At 62.7% G+C, this 19,878-nt stretch carries 36 protein-coding genes and 1 pseudogene; 1 reads left to right on the top strand and 36 read right to left on the bottom strand.

The window, feature by feature from the left end:
- The 35 genes and pseudogenes from HIJ39_RS15930 to HIJ39_RS15760 all read right to left on the bottom strand — a co-directional run.
- A pseudogene (locus HIJ39_RS15930) lies at positions 1-237 on the bottom strand (hypothetical protein); the annotation flags it as partial.
- A 510-nt stretch (positions 238-747) separates the two neighbouring features.
- Positions 748-1,410: a hypothetical protein gene (locus tag HIJ39_RS15925; RefSeq protein WP_169101432.1), complete on the bottom strand. Its 663-nt coding sequence runs from the start codon at positions 1,408-1,410 to the stop codon at positions 748-750.
- Between the two features lie 2 nt (positions 1,411-1,412).
- A complete protein-coding gene (locus HIJ39_RS15920) occupies positions 1,413-1,670 on the bottom strand; it encodes a hypothetical protein (RefSeq protein ID WP_169101430.1) in 258 nt (85 codons plus the stop codon).
- A gap of 3 nt (positions 1,671-1,673) precedes the next feature.
- Positions 1,674-2,174: a hypothetical protein gene (locus HIJ39_RS15915; protein WP_169101428.1), complete on the bottom strand. Its 501-nt coding sequence runs from the start codon at positions 2,172-2,174 to the stop codon at positions 1,674-1,676.
- A gap of 32 nt (positions 2,175-2,206) precedes the next feature.
- A complete protein-coding gene (locus HIJ39_RS15910; RefSeq protein ID WP_169101426.1) occupies positions 2,207-2,590 on the bottom strand; it encodes a hypothetical protein in 384 nt (127 codons plus the stop codon).
- The gene (locus HIJ39_RS15905; RefSeq protein ID WP_169101425.1) at positions 2,587-3,156 is read right to left on the bottom strand and encodes a hypothetical protein; all 570 of its coding nucleotides are present in this window, start codon (positions 3,154-3,156) and stop codon (positions 2,587-2,589) included. Before HIJ39_RS15905 ends, HIJ39_RS15910 begins: the two co-directional genes overlap by 4 nt.
- Positions 3,157-5,067, bottom strand: coding sequence for a PrkA family serine protein kinase (locus tag HIJ39_RS15900; protein ID WP_169101423.1), 1,911 nt, complete (start codon positions 5,065-5,067; stop codon positions 3,157-3,159).
- Positions 5,068-5,073: 6 nt separating this feature from the next.
- Positions 5,074-6,381, bottom strand: a complete 1,308-nt coding sequence (locus HIJ39_RS15895; RefSeq protein ID WP_169101421.1) for a SpoVR family protein — start codon at positions 6,379-6,381, stop codon at positions 5,074-5,076.
- Positions 6,378-7,487, bottom strand: a complete 1,110-nt coding sequence (locus tag HIJ39_RS15890) for a DUF444 family protein (protein WP_169101419.1) — start codon at positions 7,485-7,487, stop codon at positions 6,378-6,380. The genes HIJ39_RS15895 and HIJ39_RS15890 overlap by 4 nt, the downstream gene beginning before the upstream one ends.
- Positions 7,484-8,023 carry a helix-turn-helix domain-containing protein gene (locus HIJ39_RS15885; RefSeq protein ID WP_169101417.1) on the bottom strand — a complete coding sequence of 180 codons (540 nt, stop codon included), beginning with the start codon at positions 8,021-8,023 and terminating at the stop codon, positions 7,484-7,486. Before HIJ39_RS15885 ends, HIJ39_RS15890 begins: the two co-directional genes overlap by 4 nt.
- The gene (locus tag HIJ39_RS15880) at positions 8,016-8,588 is read right to left on the bottom strand and encodes a helix-turn-helix domain-containing protein (protein ID WP_169101415.1); all 573 of its coding nucleotides are present in this window, start codon (positions 8,586-8,588) and stop codon (positions 8,016-8,018) included. The genes HIJ39_RS15885 and HIJ39_RS15880 overlap by 8 nt, the downstream gene beginning before the upstream one ends.
- Positions 8,576-9,070, bottom strand: coding sequence for a hypothetical protein (locus HIJ39_RS15875; RefSeq protein WP_169101413.1), 495 nt, complete (start codon positions 9,068-9,070; stop codon positions 8,576-8,578). The genes HIJ39_RS15880 and HIJ39_RS15875 overlap by 13 nt, the downstream gene beginning before the upstream one ends.
- A complete protein-coding gene (locus tag HIJ39_RS15870) occupies positions 9,070-9,348 on the bottom strand; it encodes a hypothetical protein (RefSeq protein WP_169101412.1) in 279 nt (92 codons plus the stop codon). The genes HIJ39_RS15875 and HIJ39_RS15870 overlap by 1 nt, the downstream gene beginning before the upstream one ends.
- 33 nt (positions 9,349-9,381) lie before the next feature.
- Positions 9,382-9,630 (bottom strand): hypothetical protein, encoded by a 249-nt coding sequence (locus HIJ39_RS15865; RefSeq protein WP_169101411.1) that lies wholly within the window; start codon positions 9,628-9,630, stop codon positions 9,382-9,384.
- Complete coding sequence (locus tag HIJ39_RS15860) at positions 9,627-9,899, bottom strand: hypothetical protein (protein ID WP_169101410.1); 273 nt, start codon at positions 9,897-9,899, stop codon at positions 9,627-9,629. The genes HIJ39_RS15865 and HIJ39_RS15860 overlap by 4 nt, the downstream gene beginning before the upstream one ends.
- Positions 9,896-10,432, bottom strand: a complete 537-nt coding sequence (locus HIJ39_RS15855; RefSeq protein ID WP_169101409.1) for a hypothetical protein — start codon at positions 10,430-10,432, stop codon at positions 9,896-9,898. The genes HIJ39_RS15860 and HIJ39_RS15855 overlap by 4 nt, the downstream gene beginning before the upstream one ends.
- 1 nt (position 10,433) lies before the next feature.
- Positions 10,434-10,763, bottom strand: coding sequence for a hypothetical protein (locus HIJ39_RS15850; protein WP_169101408.1), 330 nt, complete (start codon positions 10,761-10,763; stop codon positions 10,434-10,436).
- Positions 10,764-10,846: 83 nt separating this feature from the next.
- Positions 10,847-11,452 (bottom strand): hypothetical protein, encoded by a 606-nt coding sequence (locus HIJ39_RS15845; RefSeq protein WP_169101405.1) that lies wholly within the window; start codon positions 11,450-11,452, stop codon positions 10,847-10,849.
- Positions 11,445-11,615, bottom strand: a complete 171-nt coding sequence (locus HIJ39_RS15840; RefSeq protein ID WP_169101404.1) for a hypothetical protein — start codon at positions 11,613-11,615, stop codon at positions 11,445-11,447. The genes HIJ39_RS15845 and HIJ39_RS15840 overlap by 8 nt, the downstream gene beginning before the upstream one ends.
- An 11-nt stretch (positions 11,616-11,626) precedes the next feature.
- On the bottom strand, positions 11,627-11,764 hold the full coding sequence (locus tag HIJ39_RS15835) for a hypothetical protein (RefSeq protein WP_169101403.1): 138 nt from the start codon (positions 11,762-11,764) through the stop codon (positions 11,627-11,629).
- A gap of 107 nt (positions 11,765-11,871) precedes the next feature.
- Positions 11,872-12,213, bottom strand: a complete 342-nt coding sequence (locus HIJ39_RS15830; protein ID WP_169101402.1) for a hypothetical protein — start codon at positions 12,211-12,213, stop codon at positions 11,872-11,874.
- A 42-nt stretch (positions 12,214-12,255) separates the two neighbouring features.
- Positions 12,256-12,435 (bottom strand): hypothetical protein, encoded by a 180-nt coding sequence (locus tag HIJ39_RS15825; RefSeq protein ID WP_169101401.1) that lies wholly within the window; start codon positions 12,433-12,435, stop codon positions 12,256-12,258.
- Position 12,436: 1 nt separating this feature from the next.
- On the bottom strand, positions 12,437-12,619 hold the full coding sequence (locus tag HIJ39_RS15820) for a hypothetical protein (RefSeq protein ID WP_169101399.1): 183 nt from the start codon (positions 12,617-12,619) through the stop codon (positions 12,437-12,439).
- 2 nt (positions 12,620-12,621) lie between these two features.
- Positions 12,622-12,942: a hypothetical protein gene (locus tag HIJ39_RS15815; RefSeq protein ID WP_169101397.1), complete on the bottom strand. Its 321-nt coding sequence runs from the start codon at positions 12,940-12,942 to the stop codon at positions 12,622-12,624.
- Positions 12,939-13,316: a hypothetical protein gene (locus tag HIJ39_RS15810; protein ID WP_169101395.1), complete on the bottom strand. Its 378-nt coding sequence runs from the start codon at positions 13,314-13,316 to the stop codon at positions 12,939-12,941. The genes HIJ39_RS15815 and HIJ39_RS15810 overlap by 4 nt, the downstream gene beginning before the upstream one ends.
- Entirely contained in the window at positions 13,317-14,630 is a 1,314-nt protein-coding gene (locus tag HIJ39_RS15805; RefSeq protein ID WP_169101393.1) for a DnaB-like helicase C-terminal domain-containing protein, read from the bottom strand. It abuts the gene before it with no gap.
- Entirely contained in the window at positions 14,620-15,450 is an 831-nt protein-coding gene (locus HIJ39_RS15800; RefSeq protein ID WP_169101391.1) for a phage replisome organizer N-terminal domain-containing protein, read from the bottom strand. The genes HIJ39_RS15805 and HIJ39_RS15800 overlap by 11 nt, the downstream gene beginning before the upstream one ends.
- Before the next feature lie 12 nt (positions 15,451-15,462).
- Positions 15,463-15,660, bottom strand: coding sequence for a hypothetical protein (locus HIJ39_RS15795; RefSeq protein WP_169101389.1), 198 nt, complete (start codon positions 15,658-15,660; stop codon positions 15,463-15,465).
- On the bottom strand, positions 15,657-15,869 hold the full coding sequence (locus tag HIJ39_RS15790; protein ID WP_169101387.1) for a hypothetical protein: 213 nt from the start codon (positions 15,867-15,869) through the stop codon (positions 15,657-15,659). The genes HIJ39_RS15795 and HIJ39_RS15790 overlap by 4 nt, the downstream gene beginning before the upstream one ends.
- Positions 15,862-16,017 (bottom strand): hypothetical protein, encoded by a 156-nt coding sequence (locus HIJ39_RS15785; RefSeq protein ID WP_169101385.1) that lies wholly within the window; start codon positions 16,015-16,017, stop codon positions 15,862-15,864. Before HIJ39_RS15785 ends, HIJ39_RS15790 begins: the two co-directional genes overlap by 8 nt.
- A gap of 72 nt (positions 16,018-16,089) precedes the next feature.
- Positions 16,090-16,254 (bottom strand): hypothetical protein, encoded by a 165-nt coding sequence (locus HIJ39_RS15780; RefSeq protein WP_169101383.1) that lies wholly within the window; start codon positions 16,252-16,254, stop codon positions 16,090-16,092.
- Entirely contained in the window at positions 16,254-17,102 is an 849-nt protein-coding gene (gene recT, locus HIJ39_RS15775) for a recombination protein RecT (protein ID WP_207711726.1), read from the bottom strand. The genes HIJ39_RS15780 and recT overlap by 1 nt, the downstream gene beginning before the upstream one ends.
- Before the next feature lie 3 nt (positions 17,103-17,105).
- Positions 17,106-18,056: a YqaJ viral recombinase family nuclease gene (locus HIJ39_RS15770; protein WP_169101381.1), complete on the bottom strand. Its 951-nt coding sequence runs from the start codon at positions 18,054-18,056 to the stop codon at positions 17,106-17,108.
- 2 nt (positions 18,057-18,058) lie between these two features.
- The gene (locus tag HIJ39_RS15765) at positions 18,059-18,367 is read right to left on the bottom strand and encodes a hypothetical protein (RefSeq protein WP_169101379.1); all 309 of its coding nucleotides are present in this window, start codon (positions 18,365-18,367) and stop codon (positions 18,059-18,061) included.
- Between the two features lie 68 nt (positions 18,368-18,435).
- Positions 18,436-18,687, bottom strand: a complete 252-nt coding sequence (locus tag HIJ39_RS15760) for a helix-turn-helix domain-containing protein (RefSeq protein ID WP_169101377.1) — start codon at positions 18,685-18,687, stop codon at positions 18,436-18,438.
- 91 nt (positions 18,688-18,778) lie between these two features.
- Here HIJ39_RS15760 and HIJ39_RS15755 point away from each other — a divergent pair, with 91 nt between their 5' ends.
- Complete coding sequence (locus HIJ39_RS15755) at positions 18,779-19,036, top strand: helix-turn-helix domain-containing protein (protein ID WP_169101375.1); 258 nt, start codon at positions 18,779-18,781, stop codon at positions 19,034-19,036.
- 39 nt (positions 19,037-19,075) lie between these two features.
- On the opposite strand, the gene HIJ39_RS15750 is transcribed toward HIJ39_RS15755, so the two are convergent.
- Positions 19,076-19,878 (bottom strand): DUF6745 domain-containing protein (locus tag HIJ39_RS15750; RefSeq protein ID WP_207711725.1); only part of this gene is annotated, 803 nt, incomplete at its 5' end.

The following is a 19,878-nucleotide window of genomic DNA, read 5'->3' as shown; positions in this document are numbered from 1 at the left end:
AAAGGCGAAAATCATGGCCTGTTCCGCCTGCCGTTGGGTGGGGCGTCGAGCCGCCAATTGTTGGCACGCGATTTCCAGGTCCCACGTCCAACAATCGAGATCGTCCAACAGACTCAAGAGCGCCTGGCGCGCTATCTCGGGGTGTTCCCGTTGCTGGGCCACGGTTCCGGCCAGGGGTTCCAACGTCTCGCTGAGTGCGTGGGCTTCGTGTTCCAATTGCCGCCACAGGTGTCCCATTGACGGTCGCTCCTTTCGATTAAATACACGGGCGGGTGCGGCCATTAGTCGTTCTCCCTCCGGGCCGCCCCCCATTCAAGGCCGCGACTCAACGCATTCGCCAGAATACCTATCAGCACGTACTTCATTACCGCGTGCAACGTGATCATCTCGTCCCCTCCTACGCACCCACGTCCCGACGATGGAGGCTGCTTGGTTGGCATTGTAAAAGTCACACCCCTTCATGTTCAGTCAGTTGTCGTCTTTCCGAGCAGGTCGTTTATTGGCGGTCCTAGCAGGCCTACGACGATTCCCCAACGGTACGGCGTTAATCCGATTGAATATTTCTTGCACCGATTTTCCTGTTTGTTGGGCCATCTGCTCCCTTCGTTCCTCTGTTTCTCGTTGATGCAACTCCAGGGCCTTCAAAAGCTTTTTATCGGCCATGACTATTTCTCCCTTCCGCTGCCGTTTTCCCCATCATCCCCATTTTTTGAGTTCATGCGCGGGTCTAATGACCGGGCCAAGCGTTTATAGACGGCAGGCACCAGCCGCTCGTATTGCGCGACCAGTGCCGTCATGTCCTGTTCGGGTAACGAGTCCATTGGGTTCACCTCCGGTTGTCTTCCCACTGGGCCCAGGCGGCAGCGCCAAAAATGCCCAACATGCCCAATCGGCTCCACGGGAACGGCAGCGCCACCAGCACTGCCCAGCCCGCTGGTGGCGCGCCATGCGATCGGCCGCATACGGGAGGCGGTCCTCATCATCCCGCACGGTGTACCGCAAGCCACACGTCGCGCAGGTGCCGCCCCAGCCTTCCGCCCCTTCCGCATCGGCGTATCCCGTCAGGACTAGGGTGGCCCCGCACGCACACGCAACCACGAGGGGCGGCGGTTCCCAGGGGCCTCTCCGGGGATACGGCACCGCGCGATCATACGCCTGCACCGCCGCCCACGCGGCATCATAGGCCGTATCTTGCCATTCCCAGTGATAGTCGATGTCGGGATTGGGATCGGGATCCGACTCGGTCAACTGGCCGAGGATGAGGGGAAACGCACGGGCATGACCGACCAACCGCCCGTGGCTGCAGGGCGCTTCCAGCACTATGGTCAGACTAAACACACCGACAATGGGACTCGGCAACTGCGCCAGCGTCCAGTCCTGGTGACAGGTCCGACAGGTTGCAGTAATCATGTTCATTCCTCGCTTTCTGCGCTGCGTGGCGCGTTATCCATCAAAGACTGCCCGCAGTACGGGCAATGGCTCAACCGCACAAAAGTTTGACCGTTCGTCGACAACGTGCCCCAGCCATGCCGCGTATCAGTCGCTGCGTCCCAAATCAGCGCAATCGCGCCGATGTCCCGCGCCAGCCTCAACGGACGACAGACCGCGTCATGCCACAACGGATCGCCCGGATGCGTGTCGAATCCCTTCGCCAATCGGTTGAAATCCATTCCTTACTCCTTTCTCGCGCCGCGTGGCGCGTTGCCCATGCGCTCCATGCACTCTCGTAGCCGTGTGGTGCGGTCTGCCAGTGTATGGCCGTCATAGACGCGCCCTGCGTAGAACGGGAGCGCCGCAGTGGGAATCTCCATATCGCCATAGGGGAAGGCGACTTGGCCCGTGGGCAGATCGATGATGAGGAGCCAATCCGCTGCGGGATCGAAGTGCGCCGTGTTCTGCTCGTAGGATGCCGGGAACAGCGTCGCCAAGAGGCCGATGACGGCGGCATTCGTCTCGCGTTCGGCGCGGAGCTCTTGGAGGGCTTGGCCGCGCATCGTTTGGGCGCGAATCATGAGATCGTAGTAGGTTTCGCGCTCACGGGCCACGGCCTCCTTCATGGTCTGTGCGGCTTCTACGGCCTCCAACAGGCGCAACATGTCGGCCCCGGTATACTCGCTCTCGTCCAGAAACCGCGCATAACGGGCGCGGGCACGCTGGATTTCCTCGTCAGTCACGGACGCTCTCTCCTTCCAGCCAAAACTCCACGTTACTGTCGATGTTCACTTTCCAGCGCGTGATCCTCTCCGTTATCCATGGAGCATGCGTCTTCATCATCAGCGATGAACAACGGTTCAGATCGTATTCGATAATCTCGAGGCCAGAATCTGGCGGTAATTCCTAACAGTACCGTTAGGAATCCCATCAATCCTATAAACCCCCAGCCAATGAATGGGTGCGTAATGAGACTAAGCCATACATCCACGGCTAACGCCGCGACTGTCAAAATACTTAATTCCCACGTCTGCCGGCGTTCCCATCGATCCCACCCAATATGAGTCGTCGGCATGCGGTGCATGGCCCGCTCAATAAGTCGTCGCCCCCATGCAGTTTTCGTAAACGGATCGCACACCCAAAAGACGGGATTCTTCATAAGAGCTCCTTCCGGAACATGCCAGGCCACCGTTGGGCCGCCTGTTCTAATCCGTGAAGCATTGGCGGAACAGCCGGGTAAAATCCCGATCCCTCGCCAATGGCGTTCCTTAACCACTGAGCCAACTCTTCCGCCGTCGGCCGCTCATCTTGCGGCATCTCCTTCACCACGCGCCAGTCCGTGGCCAACATCGCTGGAGAGCTAATCAAAATCGGTCCCCACGCCGTTGTGCGACCATCCGCCAAAATGGTCCGGGTCTCGTACTCATCTCCCTGACGCCGCATCTGCAAGTGGGCCAACTCGGGAGTCGTAATGCGTTCTACCGTCTGCCCCGCATCCATCGCGGCCACGGCCTCGGTGAAGGTGAGGGTGGGTTCTTCAATCTCCCAGTTTTCGTGCCAGAGTTCGTGGACCGTCACCCCATACGGCAGAGCATGTCCTCCGTGTTCGATGCTCGGTTCCAGTGTGTGACAGGTGGGACACCATCGTAGCCATCCGTAACGAGGCCCCATCCGCACACGCTTGCCGTTCAGCGCGGCCTGCAAGACTTCCAGTCCGCGGGCCATTTATTGCGCCCCTTTCTCGGGGGCAGGGCGCTGGATGAGCCACCCCACGTATTGCAAGGCCGCCTGGGCGCAGTGATCGCAATACCCGGCGTCTTTCAAGCGCGCCTGGACGTCGGCCAGCTTCTCTTGCTGCTCCGGATCCGGCGTCTTCGTGGTCAGCGCCCCCACCATCAGTTGCTTCGCATCGGCAAACAGCTTGTCGCTGAGCGCCTCCTTCAATCGCGGATGCGTGTCCCACTCAAAGCGACCGCCCCGCCGCGCCAACGCCCCGGCTTTCTTCAGAATCTCCTCGCGAAACGCCGACGCCGCGATTTCCGACACGCCAATCCGCTCTTCAATCTGCCGCAGGAACGCGGTATCGGGATCGCGCAGATCGCCCGTCACGGGATCCGGCACTTGCTCCTTCAGGCCCCAGGCTTCGGCATGGGTGAGATAGGCGTCTAACAGCGTCTGGGCGGACGTCTCAAACGCATGAATGAAGGCTTTTTGCACGTCCGTGCGCACCCGCTCGTCCCATTCCTCGCGAATCCACGTCCGGAATTGCTCCAGGTCGTCCCGCGCCTTCCCCACGGTGCCCACGAAGCGCTCATGCTGAATCCAGTCTTTCAGCGCCCGGAGGTAATCAATCGCATTCACGCAGGGGACGCCCGTTTCGCCCAACGCGTGGGTGAGCACGTTCATCGTGTCGCGGGGCGACAAGCCCGTCATGCCTTCATGCGGATGTTCCTCGCGGAGTGCCCGCACACTCGCATCCGTGACATCGCCAATGCGCTCCCCGTCATAGAGTCGCGACTTCAGGCGCAGGTCAATGCTCGCATCCGCCGCCGGCTCCAATCGCGTCAGGACCGCGAAGCGCGCCGCCAGAGCCAGCGTGTGCGGGGCCACGTGCGTCTGCCCCACCGCGCCCTGTGCGAGCATCCGCGTGTAGATGGTCTGTTCCTCGACCGTGTTCACGACGTAGGGCATATGCACCACGAATACGCGGTTCGCCATGGCCTCGTTGCTCTTGTCCGCCACAAACTTCGCGTACTCATGGTTGTTGGAATGCGCCAACACCACTTCATCCAGATACAGCATCGCGTAGCGGGGCAGTTTGATTTGCCGTTCCATTGCCAGGCTCAGGAGTTCGTATTGATACGTCTGCGGGAGTTTGAGCCACTCGGCCTGCTCCATAATCCCGCGGTTCGCCACTTCCAATTCGCCATCAAAGCGGAAGGCGCGGGGATCGGACTCGGACCCATATTCCGCAATCTTGCTAAAATCGAGGGAGCCTACCAGATGGTCCAACGACAGGTCCTTCTCGTTCCCCGGCACAAATGTCCCGACCCCTAACCGCTGCTCTTCACTCAGCACTAAGCGTTCAACCCGAAAGGCTTCGGGTCCCTCGGCGTCGTAGCGTTGCTGACAACGTGGACAGAGAGAGCCTTCGATGGTCACCCCGAGATCAGTGGCCACGGCATCGCGCAGATGCGGCGGAATCAGATGCAACGGCTCCTCGTGGATGGGACAATCCACGATCCCATACAGGGCACCCGCCTCGGTGCGCGAATAGTCCCCCACGAGCCGCTTCAACGCCGCCACTAAGGTGCTCTTGCCGCTCCCCGGCGGCCCGATGAGCAAGAGGATGCGCCGCCGGACATCGAGGCCCTGCGCTGCGCCGCCGAGATATTCCATCACCAAGCGCAAAGGGGCATCATCCCCCACCAACACCGGGTCAAAAAAGCGATAGCGCGGACCCTCCGGCGTGGTCTCTACGCCCGCCGCCCGAATCGCATCATTCAAGCGCTGATGTGCGAGCCGCGTAATCGTCGGCTGCTCTTTGACCAACGCCACATACTCCGCCAGCGTCCCCGTCCATCGGAGCCGCTGGGTGGCCCTATAGTCATCCATCAACTGCGCCATCCAGTCCATTGCGCCTCAGTCTCCTTTCGCGTCCACAACCCACGTGTAATCCCCGGCCACCAATCGGACGGGTCCGCCCCACAAATCCGCCACCGATCGCAAGGTCGCCAGGCCCCACGCCTCATCTAACGGCACCTGCGGCGTTTGGTACGTCAGCGTGAGCGTGCCGTGACTCACCGCTGTGACCCACACCTCCGGCACCGGGCGCACCAGGTGCGCGGCCAAGCTTTCCCGCCAGCGTACCCACGCCGCGTCCGTCGTGGGCCGCGCCGCCCGGCGTGCGACCCAGAGCGGCCCTTGGGGCGGCACCGGTTCTTCCTCCCACGTGTACTGGTAGAGGGCGAGCGCCTGGGCGGCTTCCGGCGTCAGCCAGTTCCGCACCAGACTCGCATCGGTCTCGGTGAGAATCGCCGCTATCGCCGTATCCCAGCCGTGTACGTCAATCAACCAACGAATGAAATTCCAGCCAAACCAATACGGGTTGAGATGGTCTTTCTGCACCGCCCCGACGCCGGCCCATAATCGCGCCATTTCGAGCTGTTCCCAGTCGGGCAGATCCAGTTCCGTGCAGAGCCGTTGCTGGACATATGCCGCCCAGCCTTCGTGGATCATCTTGACGTGGCGATTCGGGGCCAGCGCGAGGCCTTCTTGGCGCACACTCAACACCAGATCACGCTCCCAGTCGGCCAGCACCGGCGATTCGCGCCCGAGGAATCCCAGCACGTCCCGCGTCGGGAGCGCGTACTTCGGCGGACGCAACGGCGGCTTCGGCTGCGAACGCGGGAAGAGATCCGCATAGGGATCCGTCCGTTCGGGCGGCTTTTGCCAGACACGCGGCACTTCGTCGGCGACTTGGTCATCCAGCGCGTAGGCGCGATCCAGCACCCAATCCACGGCATCGGGGCCATACTCGGCCACATACGCTTGCCGGCGCCGTTCCTGCGCAGCCAGTCGAACCGGGTAGTCGGTCGGGTGGTCGCGGAAGATCGCATGCCGACGGAAGAGATCGGCGTGCCCGTAGCAATGGGCGATCACCAGTTTCTGCGCTGGGAGGGTATTGCCCTCCAGCAAATACGCAATCGGTGGCTCCGCATGGACGATCATTTCGTAGAGGCGTCCGCGCCCCCGACTCAAGCGCGAACGCTCGATCCAGTAGTCGCGCCCATGGGTCCAATGGCGCATCACCCCTGGCATGCCCACAGCGGCTAACTCATAGATCCGATCCGCGTCCACCAGCCGCCAGTCAATCGGTCGGGCATCGAGCGCCATCCGGTCCGCAGCGTCGGCCACCTGGGCATCCCACGCTTCTAAGGCGGCGATCATGCGTCTCCCTCCCCTAGCAAATAGCGCACCGCAGGCACCACGTCCGCCCGTTCCGCATCCACCGCCACGCGTACTGCATCCGTCGCCGCAATGCGCTTAGCCCAAACCAGTGCCCGCATGTCCGGATGTGCTGTCAGCACCACGCCGAACCGCGCCAGGGTGGGGGCCCACTGGGCAATCAGCGGCTCGGTCTGCGTCGCGTCCCACAGGTCGCCATCCGTAAAGTGGAAGACATAGCGGTTGTAACTGGTGAACGGGTAACCATGATCCATGTGTATCTGCATCGCCTGGTAAACCGGGACAGCCGCCGTGCCTCCCCCCTCGGTCAAGGTCAGAAAATCGGCTTCGGGCACTTCGCGGCCTGCGGTGTCATGCACCCAAAAGTGAATGGGGCATTGCGGATAGGCCCGTTGAATCACCGCCGCTAGATACCAGGCCGTGGCGCGGGCCAGATACGCCCGTTCGCCCCCCATACTGGCCGAGATATCGCGCAGGAAGTAAATCACCGCCGCCGTGGCCGGGCGGTCGCGCTCCACCCAGCTGTGATACCGGAGGTCGTCGGGCGTGAACCGAAGTGGCTGGCGTTGCTGCTGGCTCCGGCGCAGAGCTTCTTTCAGCGTGGCCCGCTTGTCCACCGTGGATTGGCTCCCCACCCGGCTCCGACTCGTCCACACGGTCTCCGGGTCTGTCAGCTGGTCGGTGGGCTTCGGGCGCAGCTCCGGCAACTGCAAGTCCTCCAGAATCCACTGACGCCACTCGTCTAGCGTCATGGTGAGGTCAATGTCGTGGTCACCGGGTTCCGTGCCTGGATCGCCGTCTCCACTGCCCGATCCGCCGGGTGGAATCACGCGAATAATGTCGCCGGGTTGTCCCGGGCCTTGCGCCCACCCATCGGGCGGGGTCTCAGGCGATGCCGGGACAAAATGTGGCAAGCCGAGGCCCCCGCCGGGAATCGGCACCGTCACCGGTTGATCGCCGGGGCCGCTAATGATGGGAGCGTTCCCCGGAATGCTGGGGAGAGCCTTCCGCACGCGGTCCCGGATCTTGTCCAGATAGCGCTGGCGATCCTGCACACCGTGGCCGGTACTGGTTTCGCGGCGAATCATGGCGTGTCCTCCTCCGGAGCCATGCTGATCGCCTGCGTCTGCACGACCCAGCGGGTGGGAACGGGCGCGTCCTGCGGCACACCCACTTCGCCCACCAGCGCATCCCCAGCATAGACGCGGTACGCCACCGATCCCGCGTCCTTCGCGTCTAGTCCGAGGGCTACGCGGTCGAGCGCTCCCATCAGCCGGTGCACCCCGTCATCCACGGCGTCACCCGGTTCGCCGGGCACCCCGTCCTTCGCCGCGTCCGAGGCCGGGGCCGCGTGGCGCGCCTTCCGCCATTCGTACAAGGTCGTGCGAGAAATGCCCGTTTTCTCGACAATCGTGGGCACGGAGAGGCCCGCATCCAGCAGGCGCAGGGCGTCGTCTTTCACCTGCGGATCAATCACACGATGCAAGGGAATCGTCTCCTTTCGGGGTTCCGGTTTCGGGCCAATGGTCACGGTCAGCAACGGGGGTTTCGTATCGTCGCCCGGGCTAAACCGCATGTCGGCGAGCGTGGATTGCCGGAAGGGCACGCGGGTCCGTTCAGTCATCGGCCGTATCCTCCTCGTCATCGGGTTCGGGTGCGGGTGTAAAGCTCGTCGGCTCCGTCAGCGGTAGTCCGGCGCAATACACATCAAAGCAGGGCATGCACAGGCGGAGGACATATTCCAAGCGGTCTTCGCGCAAGGCCCCGGTGTACCGATAGGGGAAGGCCGTCCCGCACTGCACACAGGGCAGCCACGCCGTTTCCACGGGGCCTGGCGGTTCGTTGCGTAACGGTGGCGGCTTCCGCGTCAGCACGGGCGGCAACGCCCCCTCCGCCTCGAATCGCTTCCGCCAGTTGCTGAGCGTGCTCGGATGGACCCCGTACCGTTCGGCCATCACGGCCAGCGACACACCCGCCTGAAAGTCCGCCAGCATCCGCTCACGCATCGCCGGGGTCACCGTTTGGCGTGCGGGCGGGATGAGGCCCGCGTGTACCCACTGCGCCCGCCAGTCCCGCACCGTCCACGGCGACAGACCGAAGCGCTGCGCCACCACATCGCGCCGCTGCCCCGCCCGTAACGCGGCCAACACGGCCGCTTTTTGGTCTGGATCGGCCTTTACGCCTTGCATCGCAATTCCGCCTCCATGAACGCAACGAGCGGCCCGCGCATGTGCTCGCGCAAATCCGGGTCCGCCTCCTGCCACACCCGGCGGACGCGCTGGATGGCTTGGTCCGCTTGCCGCCGCCGCTCTTCCGCCGGGTCCGCCGCGTGGGCCGCGCGGATCGCGTCTCGGAGATCGCGCGTGGACCATTGTTCGTCTTCGGCGCGGGCTACCCACTCTGCTGGATTTGCCGTACTGGCGGCAATACGGTAGTGGCTAAAGCTCAGCACCGGCGAGCGCTGCTCCGGCGAAAAGGTCCGCACCACGCGCACCAGCGTCCGGACGGTACTGGCGCTCAGGCCCCAGTCGCTTGCGACTTGGCGGGGCGAGACGCCGATCTCTTCGGCGGCCTCCCGTGCCAGGTCGGCCAAGGTCCATTGCGTGGCATGCTCAGCTTCGACGAGATTGAGGGCCAATTGGGTGAGATCTGCGTAAGTTCGCCGCGTCATCAGTCTTCGTCCTCCTCATCCTCTGCCGGCGGCCACGGCCAGCCATGATAGGCAAAGATCCGTTGCGCGATAAGACGACTATCGAGGGCCTGGGCGGCCTCCGATGGCTGCCAATCGGCCACCATGAGCGCTTCGACCGCGAGAGGTCCGTGTTGCGAGGCCCAGAGCCACATGCCCAGGATGACCTCAGCAATGAGAGGACCGTCTGGGTCGATAGGGCGTCGGTCGCCTTGTTGAATGGCCGTGAATAATCCCGACACAGCGTCGATTTCTCGCATCCCTCCAACGCCTCCTCCGGTAATCGCAGGGCCTCAGCGAGCTTCTTCAGACTCCCGCCGCGTGCCCCGCGCCACGTATGCCATGATGCTCTGGTGCAGCCGCAGAAACTCCGCTTCCAGTGGGGCAATCTCCTGTGTGTCGATGACATCGGCCTCCCCGGCTTCCTGACCTGCCACGCGGGCAAAATACGAGCGATACGCGCGGCGCAGGCGCGCTTTCGCCGCGGCTTTCTGCTCTAAGAGCAGTTCCAGTTCGGCGTCCGATACCACGGTCATAATCATCGGCGTGTCCTCCGTTTCCACGGCCAGCGCCAAGTCCCGTCCCAGGTGCGCGGTCCGAACAAGGTCTCGTGGGCCTCCATCGGCATCGGGTCCGGGAGCTGGGACCGGCGTTTCAACACCGCCAGGGCCACTTGCCCCTCGTGGCAATGCGGGCACCGAAAAATCCAACCGTAGCCGACTCGCGCTTCAATCTCGGCGGTCGTGTCGTCGTATTCCGCCCCGCATGCGGGACAGGTCAGCCGCAACGCCATCAGGATCACGTCGGTCATGGCGCGTCCTCCTCAATCAGCGCCTGCAAGACCGCCAGCACGATGGCACGGTCGCAGTCCTTGGCGGCTTCAGGCAGTTGGTCATAGGGCACCATACTGCGGTGATGCATCTCTGCGGGGCGGTCGCAACACACAGGCCGCACCTCAATGGAGCGTCCCGCCTGGAAGTTCCGATGGCTCATTGGCCGATCAGGATCCGGCGCCAGTTCCCCACTCGCTGCGTCGAATGCACGGATAATCTGCCGGGGGTGGTCCGCATAACCCTGCCGTTGCTTTTCGGCCATCCAGGCTTCGTGAACACGCTGAGCCAAGCGGTCAACCTCCGACGGACCTGTGTACACGGCTTCAAAGGTCGCGTCAGACGGCAATAGGATCACCGGGTGCTGAACCGAAGCCTCCCGCAAAGCGCGTATCAATTCTTCAGCTTCTGCTGCTGTCACGGCACTCGGCAGTTTCAGGAGTAGTACCTCTGAGGACTTCCCGCCATCAATAACCTTTGCCTTGACCCCTTCTGCAATCTCGGTCCAGTCCATGTCAATCCTCCTGCACCACGCCCGGCCAATGCTGCACCAAATGCTCGGCTTGCAAACGGGGACCCATGTTCCGCGTTTCGGCCAGAAACAGGGCCAGTTGGGCAAGCGTCGGGCGCAGGACTTCCGGCACCACCACATCCCACCCAGTACTATCCAGCCAGTCCCACGGGATGAGCACCAAGTCGTCCCACCCCGTCAACGCCTCGCGGCGCCCACTCCGTGTGGATATGTGTCCCGCCACCTGACAGAGTTGTGTTACCGTCCCGTCGGGCCACAGTTTTTCTACCGTGTTCCCGCGCCGCACCGCCATCCGTGCTTCGTCAAACGTCATTGGGCACCTTCTCCTTCCGCACTCCCGGCAACCACACCGGCAGTTGCGAATGTTGCAAGTCCTCCCAAGTAACCATGCTTGACCTACCGCCTTTCGAGTTGGTCCGCGGCCTCCCGCAGGAGGTCCGGCAGGTTCTTCACCGCTTGATGGCTCACATCGTATCCGGCTTCATCCAAGAGGGCTTCAAAGCGATCCAGTGGCAAAATGATGAGGGGTTTCCGGCGTCCTCCCGCGTCCAGCCGAATCGCGTCCGCGCCTTCTTGGGCCAGCCAGTCTTCGATGTACCCCATCGCGCCGACGCGCCGTTTGTTCTCAATCATGCGGATCATGCGTCCGTCGGGCACGTCCCGGCGAATGTCACCCGGCTGGCCTTCCAATGCCCCGCTCAACGGGACCCGATGAAACCCAAACCGCGCCAATTCGTGTTCCGCATCTTTCTCCGAGCGATAGCCGTTGCGCTTGTTGCGCTTGCCCCGCTTGCTGGCGTCCGACTGCTTCGCCTGCTTCCGTTGCGCCTTGCGCTCGGCCTTCCGCTGGGTGGTCCACGGATGTTCAATCTTTTTGTCACGCGGGATGTATTGCGTGGGACCGAGGGCGTCCTCCGGAAAGTAGCAGCCGAGGCATTGCGCGGGGTAATTCTTGCAGTTGGCCGCCACAGCGCAGGCGTCACCGGTTTGGAAGTCAGTCATCAGGCCCCCCCGCCATCAGCAACAGTCCGAGGCCCCCGGCGACCATCACAGCTACTATGACATTGCGGCCTCCCTGCGGTGGCACCACCCCGACGATGAGGAGGCTCACAATCCACACACTCGCCAGCAGGCTCAAGACGACCGTTCGCTCACGCCACCCCATGCCGTCCCTCCTCATTCGTCATCGGGCCGCCGATAATCACACGCCGCCTCCAGACATTCGATCCACGCATCCCCGGTCAGCGCTTGCACGTACCGAATCAGCGTGCCACCACAGCGCGGACACCGCACCCGCAACAGTTCGTCCGCCATGCGCTACTCCTTCCAATGCTCTACGCGCACCTGGGTGCCCGGCGTGACCGCATCCCACGTCACCGGACTCCAGTGGCCACACTCTGGGCATTGCGCTTCTCGCTTCCTCACGAGGGGCCATCCCCTTTCTCCTCTGCGCTGGCGACCAGAGTGCCTCGCGTTCCACCGTCTGCATCATCCGCGAAGTCCTTCTCAATGGCAGCTAACAGTGCAGGCGTCACCAGGTCGGGATGCCGATCCTCTAGCCACCGTGTCAGCAGTTGCCGCACGGCCTCATAGGGCAGAATCACCACATGCATCGGTTGTGGATTCCAGCCTTCCGCATTCTCGCCTTCGTTGTACGTTTGGGGGCTCGCAAGAATGGGCTCACGATCGGTGGGGGTGCGATCACTCCAGATATGCAAGCCTTCCCCGGACCAGATATAATACGGAAATCGCCCATAACTCATGGGGTCGCTCCTTTCTCCTTTCGTCGTGCGCCGTGGGGCGCGTTAGTCCATCACCAAACGGCTTCCATCCCGTTCACAGAAGTTTTCATCGGCCGCACCCACGAGTCCACAGCGTTGACAGCGTTTGTGCGCGCTTCGTTGGCAGGCCCGCGCCTGCGCTGCCGTGCGATAGCGGTTCCCGCAGATGCCACACGACCAGCGCCAGATCACATGCAATCGCATCTCACTTCCCCCCTTTCGCCACCCAGAGGAGGCCTTTGCGTGCCCATCCCGCCGCCTCCTGTCGCCGCTCCAGGTCCCGACACCGCGCGGCGTTCACCCGGCGGTGCTGGAGGGTATCGCACCCATGGCGCACCCCGACCGCGAGCACCAATCCCCCGACAAATCCCCCACTCCACCACAGCACCCTTATCGCCTCCCCATCCGATTGACCCGGATCGCCCACCATTGCGGCGACCACACACTCAAGAGGCGATAGCCGGTCGGCCGCTCTTTGTGATACCCCGGATGATACCGCCCGGCTTGGTAGCCGACCACCAGGATCCAATCTCCGACCTGGTAGCCGTAGGCCAGCACCGTCCGGCGCCCATGATACACATGGATGCGTGCGGTCCCGCGAAACACCGCCTCCTGCCACGCCGTATGCACGGCATGGGGCTCGTGGCCCGTCCGCTGGCACCAGCGCTCTAGCCCATGGGACGTCAAGTGGAGCGGGGGTCGCGCGCTCATCGGGTCCACCCTTCCACGGGCAGGGCTTGCCGGATGGCCTGCTCGGCGCCCCGCCAATCGGTGTCCCGGAGGGCGGCCAGCAGCAACGCCACGTCCACCCACACGCCTGCCGCCCGCGCCTGCTCCCGGACGTGCCCGAGAATCCGCGCCACGCGGCGCTCATCCGGAGTTTCCGGCCCACGGCCCGCGACGGCCACGCCGCCCGGATTCGTGTGCGCATACGGCGTTGTGCGCCGTTGGCGCGTGCTCCCCCGCCGATACCGCCATTGCGCCCGCACTTGCTCGCGATCCCGCTGCGGCAAGCGCGCACACGCCTCCCGGAACGTCCGAGCCGTCTGAATTACATGCCGTTCTGCGGCAGTCCATTTCGCCATTTACATCCCCTCCCTTTTCTGCGTCGGGTCATACGGGCTTTCCCCGCCGTCTTGCATGCGGCCGGTGTTCCGGTCCCAATCCACCAGCAATCCCACCCGACTGGGACCGCTCCGGTACGCCGCCACATAGCACTCAATGGGCATCACGTCGGGCGCCATGCGGCCATAGAAGCCGCCCAGGTCCATCGGCAACGGCTGCCACAGCATCAGGGCCAGATTCGCGGTTTGCTCGATCGTGCCGCTGTCGCGAAAGTCGTAGGGCTGCGGCCGTTTGTCCTGCCGGGCTTCGACGGCGCGGCTCAACTGCGAAATCACGACGACGGGGATCCGCAGTTCTTGGGCCAGATTCTTCGCCGGCTGGACGATTTGCGCCAATTCCTCGTTGCTGTTTTGGCGCCCGGGCCGACTAATCAGTCCGAGGTGATCAATCACCACGACCCCGGCTTCCCCCCGCGCGACATGCTGCCGGATCCGCGCGGCGATGTCGGGCCACGTCAGCGGGGTGTCGTACACGTGGATCGGTTGGGCGCTCAGCCAGCCGTTCGCATCCCGATAGCGGCCCCACTCGTCGTCCGCTAACAGGCCCTTTTCGACGGCCTTCGTGGGCAACCCAGACTCCATCGCGATGAGGCGCGCCGCGATCTCATCCCAGACCATCTCGAACGAAAAGAGGACGACGCCATGCCCGGTCTTGAGCCAGTGCCGCACCCAATTCAGGACGAAGGTGGTCTTGCCCGTCTTGGGGCGACCGCCCAGAAACACGACGTCGCCGGGACCCAGCCCCTGCACCAGCGCATCCAGGTGCGGCAGCCCGAACGTCAAGCCTCCGGTGGCCTCCGGATGCGCCATCCGCTCTTCGGTGAGGGTCCAGTGCGCCGTCGCCATGGCTGCCCCCGTGTGGGCCGTGACCGGTTGATGCGCGCCGAGCAGTTGCGCGGCTTGCGTCGCCACCCATCCCGCCGCGCCGAGGGGATCGTCCCACCGCCGTGGCAATTCCCGCAGCCAGGTCTGGAGTTGGTCGCGCACCGCGTATTGACGCAGCGCTTCGACGGCCGTCCGCAATGAGAACGTTTCGGCAATCAACGGATACTGCTCCGCCACCGACCCCCAATCGGGACCCAGCACGCCCACGAGGCTGGCGAGGTCAGCCGCCGTCCCCGCTTGCCGCCATTGCGCCACATGCTGCCACGCGCGGCGCGCCAAGCCGTTCTGAAACCACGTCTCTTGAACGGGTGCCTCGAGCGGGCGGTCCACATGGGTCAAGGCCAGCAAGACGACCGCGTTTTCCACCAGATCCCGGTTATCATCCGCCATGGGCTTTCCGCCACCTTCCTGCATTCGGATCGTTTTTCAGGGAGTGGGCCGGGAGGGGCGTCGGTTCGCGTGGCGAGGCGCGGGCCGCGCGGGTGTTCGGTTTCCCGACAAAGTCATCCAGCGTGCGTTTGCCTTCTTGGAACCAGTTTTTCAGCATGGTCAGTCCGTAGGCGAACGGCTTGTCCCGTTCCAGCACCAACGTCAGGCCGCGGTCAATGACGGCCCAGTCCATGCCCTGCACGTGCCATCGGATCAGGTCATCGGTATAGGCGGTCAAGATGGGGGTGTGATTCGCCCGGGCATCCAGGGTCGATAGCAGTTCCGCCGTCGGGGCCGGGATGCCTCGCCCCCATCCTCGCGTGGGCGCGGGATTCTCTCTCTCTTCTTTTTCTGAATCTGTATCTGTCTCTGGGGGCGTTGCAGCAACAACATTGGGACGTTGCAGGGACGTTGCATCGTCGTTGCGTCGCGAGTCCCCCTGCTTGGCTCGACTCTTGCGGGAGCGCGCCGTGCTGTCATCGGATTCGAATTGACGCTTATCCCATCCCGTCACGCGATAGTACCCTTCCGGCATTAACGTCAACATGGATTGCTCAACAAACGTGGCCAGCGCCTGCTCGACCTCGGCTTCCGATACCTTGGCGGCATCCGCGATGTCCTCCGTGGAGTACGGGAGCCCTGCTTCGATTTGCAGGGTACCTCGCTCCGGCGACGCGTTAGCCAGAGCGAGAACGGAGACCCAGATCCAGCGACTCGTCACAGGCAGTCGGCGAATCTTCGGGTTCGAGATCGTATCGGAGTAAAACCGAAACCATTCCATGGCGGTATCCCCTTAGCGCAATATGTCGAGCAGTAGCCCAATCCGTTCCCATTCCTCGAGGCCCCCGGGAGTGGCCAGTAGGGCCGGCGCCCGCATTAAGTCGCGTTGCCAACTCACCAAGCCCATCCGGAGCGTCCGCACCTCCGCGTGTGAGAGCGACGCTAGTTTGGCCCCCGCGGCCACACGCGGCCCCAGCGTGTCCTCCCTCATCTCTGCGTCGCCTCCTCCCACACGGTCCACAAATGGGCCGCTTCAGCCGGCGTGAGCATCCCGCGGTCTTGCGCCAGATCCAACACCGCCCGGACTTTCGCTTGTTGATCGGCCGTCAGCGGTGCGACGGGCTGCACCGGAAAGCGCGTCCCGCAATCCAAACACACAAACCCCTCACGGCCGCCCATCTGGCGGCCATGCTCACACATGGCGCGCCTCCGGTTCTACGTGCCGGTACTGCGCCAATAAGGCCAGCCGGTGCGCTTTCAAGCACGCGGGGCAGTAGCGGGGCACACCGGGGATGGCGAGCACTTGGGTTTTGCAGGTTTTATTGCGGCATTTCGTCCAGCGGGTCATCGATCATCCGTCCTTTCCTTGATTCCTACAAGTTTCCAATCTCGCAGGTTAAAATTTTTTCGAAGGCTTGTCCTAAAATGCGCCGAGCAGGATATACATGAGGAGCAGGGCTAAGATGAGCAATCCCACGGTGCCATAGAGCTCTTGCGCCCAGGGGGCCAGTCGCCAATGCGTCCGCTGAGACCCCCGGTGCGGGCGGGAGGCGCCGGGCGCCCCCACCCTGCTGTGCCGGGCCATCACAGCAACTGTCCTTCCGTCACCGGGGGCTCGGCATCCTCCGGGTCGTGCGAAACCGGCACTTCGCCTAACTCGAGATCCCGCACTTCCGTGGCTGACACGTCGATCACATCGGTCATGTCCTCGGCAATCTCCGTCTTGACCGTTTCGTCGGCGGCAATGGCCCGTTGAATTTCGATGGCCAAGGGCAGGTACTTGGATCCGCGACGGACGACTGTCTTGCGGGCCATCTCTTCCCAGTCGGTGACCCACGGCCCATGGGTTCCAGCTTTCGAGCGGTGCCGAATCTTCTCGATTTCCTCGACGGTCATCACTTCGATGGCATAGGCACCATCCTTCAACCGCGCCACCATGTAGGCCAGTTTGGGCTTCCCGCGATTCTCAAAGACCGGCTTATGCACCAATGTTTCTTCCAGGCCATAGGTAATTTCGAAGTAATCGTTTTCATACACGATATGGGCGCTAATGGACCGAATTTGGTCGGATCGCCGGGCCAGGTCAATCAGGCCCTTGTAGCCGATAATGAGGGTGCACTCGCGGCCATATGGCACCAAGTAGGCATGTCCCAAGGGGCCGGGCTCCAGGCCCAGCTGCGCGGCTTGCATGATCGCGCCCATCAAACTTTCCACAGAACACTCCAGCAACTTGGGGGTCATGCGAATGTTGGTCAAAGCTATTCGAGCCAACCGGTCGGCTGTGAGGTGTTTCGGTAAAGCCAAGGCAATCTGCGGCTTCATCTTTTCCAGGTAGGTCGCAATGCTCCGGGCTGGATCCGGTTTAGCGGATGGATTAGCGCGCTGCACCAATTGTTCCTTCATGCGGGCATCTTGTTCTTTCATCGTTCCCATGGGTTACTCTCCCTTCGTTTCTTTGATATCGAATCGGCGGCTCACGGATTCTTCGGTGTACTGGGCATAGAGGTCCGGTTGGTCGGCCTTGAGTTTCTTGGCGTTTAACCGGTGGCTTACAGTGGTCTTCCAGAGGACCTGGTATCCGTCATAGGTGCCCGTTTCCGCGTCCGCGAGCAATTGCTTCAGCCGATTCTCGGCTTCGTCCTTACGCTTCTCAGCGGCTTTGAGGTCCGATTTGGCCACGTTCCATTGGGCAATGAGGGTGGCCGCTTCTGTCGGCAAACTGATGGTCTTGCCGGGATTGCTCTGGCGATAGAGCGCGTTGGCGAGTTTCGTGGAGGCGGCACTCCCATCCAACGGCGGCGGGGTGCGCGTCTCCACATGGTGCCAGAAGTCTTGGGCGATCTGGAGCAGGTAGCCGAAGATTTCTTTGTCAAACGGGACGAGAAATTGGCGGTACTGCTGGTCGAAAATTCCCGCCATGACCCCCCAGTCCACTCCCAGGATGCCTTCGTACCAGTACAATTGGGCTTTTTGGTAGTCCGGGGCATCGTCCTGGTCCCATTCCTTAAGGCGCCGCCAGCCGCCGGTTTTGCACTCCATAATGCCCTTGCCAGCCTCCGGGTCGAACACCAACCGATCAATGTTAGCGAGCGCCCACGGATACTCTGCATGTTGAAACATGGCATGGCGCCGTTGAATGCGCCAATGCGGGTTCCGACGTGCGGCCATTTCCGCGACGACCGGCTCCATCAATGTCCCGATTTCCATGCGGTCGGTGATTTCTTTCTCGGGCGCCTCGCCAATCTTTTCGAGGAACACATCCAACGGCGAACTAAACGGATTCAAGCCAGCAATCGCCCCGATGTCACTCCCGCCGATACCGCGCTTGCGCAATCGGAGCCACTCGTCACGGCCCATTTTTTGGGTGTGCGCCAAGACGCTCGCCATCCTTATCGCGCTCCTTCCTGCTCAGACTCGGGCCCCGAAATATCAATCACGACTTCGGCCCCATAGGACTGGGCCACGAACTGCCGCAAGCAGCGCGTGTGGACCAGCTGCCACCACCCGCCGTCTTGCGGCACGATGTCGACCGTGCCGGGATGCGTGACTTGCGCCTGGGTGATGAACCGGCGGCAGATGGGGCAATCTTTGCGGATCTTGTAGTCCACCGCTTGGGGCGGCTCTAATTGCGCGACCAGATCGCGGGCGAAGCTGAGCAACGCGGTGCGGTCGGAACTTTTCTCAAGAACGGAACTCATGGTATAATCACTCCTAGAAACGGATTTTTTGGTGCGCCCCGGTGTCCGCCGGGGTGTTGTTTTTTGCGTTATTTGGCCTCAGCGGCGTGCGCGCCGCGCGGCGCGTCTGGTATGCTGTCGGTATCGGCCAGAAGTTGGTCCGTGTTCACATTGAGAGCGGTTGCGAGGCGTTCCAGCGTGTCCAGCGAGCCATACTTCTTGCCGCGCTCCAGCATCGAGATGAACGCATCGGAGTAACCTGCTAGGCGGCCAAGGTCCGCCTGACTCAGACCACGGCGCTCTCGCCACGCCTTGAGCTGGCGCATGTACGTCTTCCGCATTGGCGGTCACCTCCTTTGCATTCGGCTAACTGCGAGTTAGCTTTCGATGTCATCATACCGCCTAACTCTAGGTTAGGCAAGGGGTTTGATGATGAATCCGAAAATAATTTTTGGCGACCGTTTGGCACAAGCCCGTCAAGCGAAGGGTTGGACCAAGCAGGCCCTGGCGGATCAGATCGGCGTGAGCGATGTCATGGTGGGCTACTGGGAACACGGGCACCGCTGGCCGTCGATTGACACGCTGGTCGCGTTGGCCGAAGCCTTGGACGTTTCCACCGATTGGTTGCTGGGCTTGTCTCCGCATGTCGATCCCTCCTGGAATGGGGGTGCTGACGCTCCGCACACCTAAAGGCGGTACGAGGAATCCCCTCACGTGCGCTTGACGCGCTCACGCTTCGCGCGTTGGGTCATACTCGTCGGCCTCCATGGCGAAACTCCATGCGACCGCTTCTCGCGCGGTCCGCACACTCGGTGGGACGCACAGATGATAGACGCGCCCGGTGGATGGACACGTGACGCGCACAAACTGGAGGTAGTCGCCCGCTACCGTATCCCGCTCGCGACTACGGAGCAGCGTATACGTTTGTCCGTTCCAGGCCTCTTCGTGAATTGGTTCAAGATCCAGCAGACTGGCGAACCGATCATGGCCGAGCCGCTCCATCATCGCGCGCCGTACTTCGGCATTCATTTCGGAGAGAATGTCGTCGCGGGTGATGAGGGATGGCGTGTCAATGAGCTGGGCCGGTACGCGCACCCCATGCCAGGCATAAATGCTCCAGCCATCCCGAAACCGCACCGCCGGGCCATCCGTCGCATGGAGGCGGTATATGCCGGACCATTGAGGATGTTCTTCCATCTGGATGATCTCCGGCCGCTCACAGGCGATACAGGCTCCCTCAAATGGATACCACCATCCGCAGGACTGCCCGATGGCATCCATGATGTCCAGTTTTTCGGCGGCATCGGGCGCATACGTGACGCCGAGGTATCGACCGAATTGATAGAAGGCAATCCACCAGAGATCTATCGATCCCCAAAAGGACGGGGACACGAGTCCCTGGCCTAAAAGACTGTCCCCGAGGCTGGCCCCGAGGCTGGCCCCGAGGCTGGTCCGGAGGCTGGCCCCGAGGCTGACCCCGAGGCTGGCCCCGAGGCTGGTCCGGAGGCTGGTCCGGAGGCTGGCCCCGAGGC

It is taken from the genome of Sulfobacillus harzensis, assembly GCF_012933365.1.
Classification (GTDB): Bacteria; Bacillota; Sulfobacillia; order Sulfobacillales; family Sulfobacillaceae; genus Sulfobacillus_B; species Sulfobacillus_B harzensis.
Note: the sequence above shows the minus strand (reverse complement) of the source record. Positions and strands in the feature narration are given on the sequence as shown.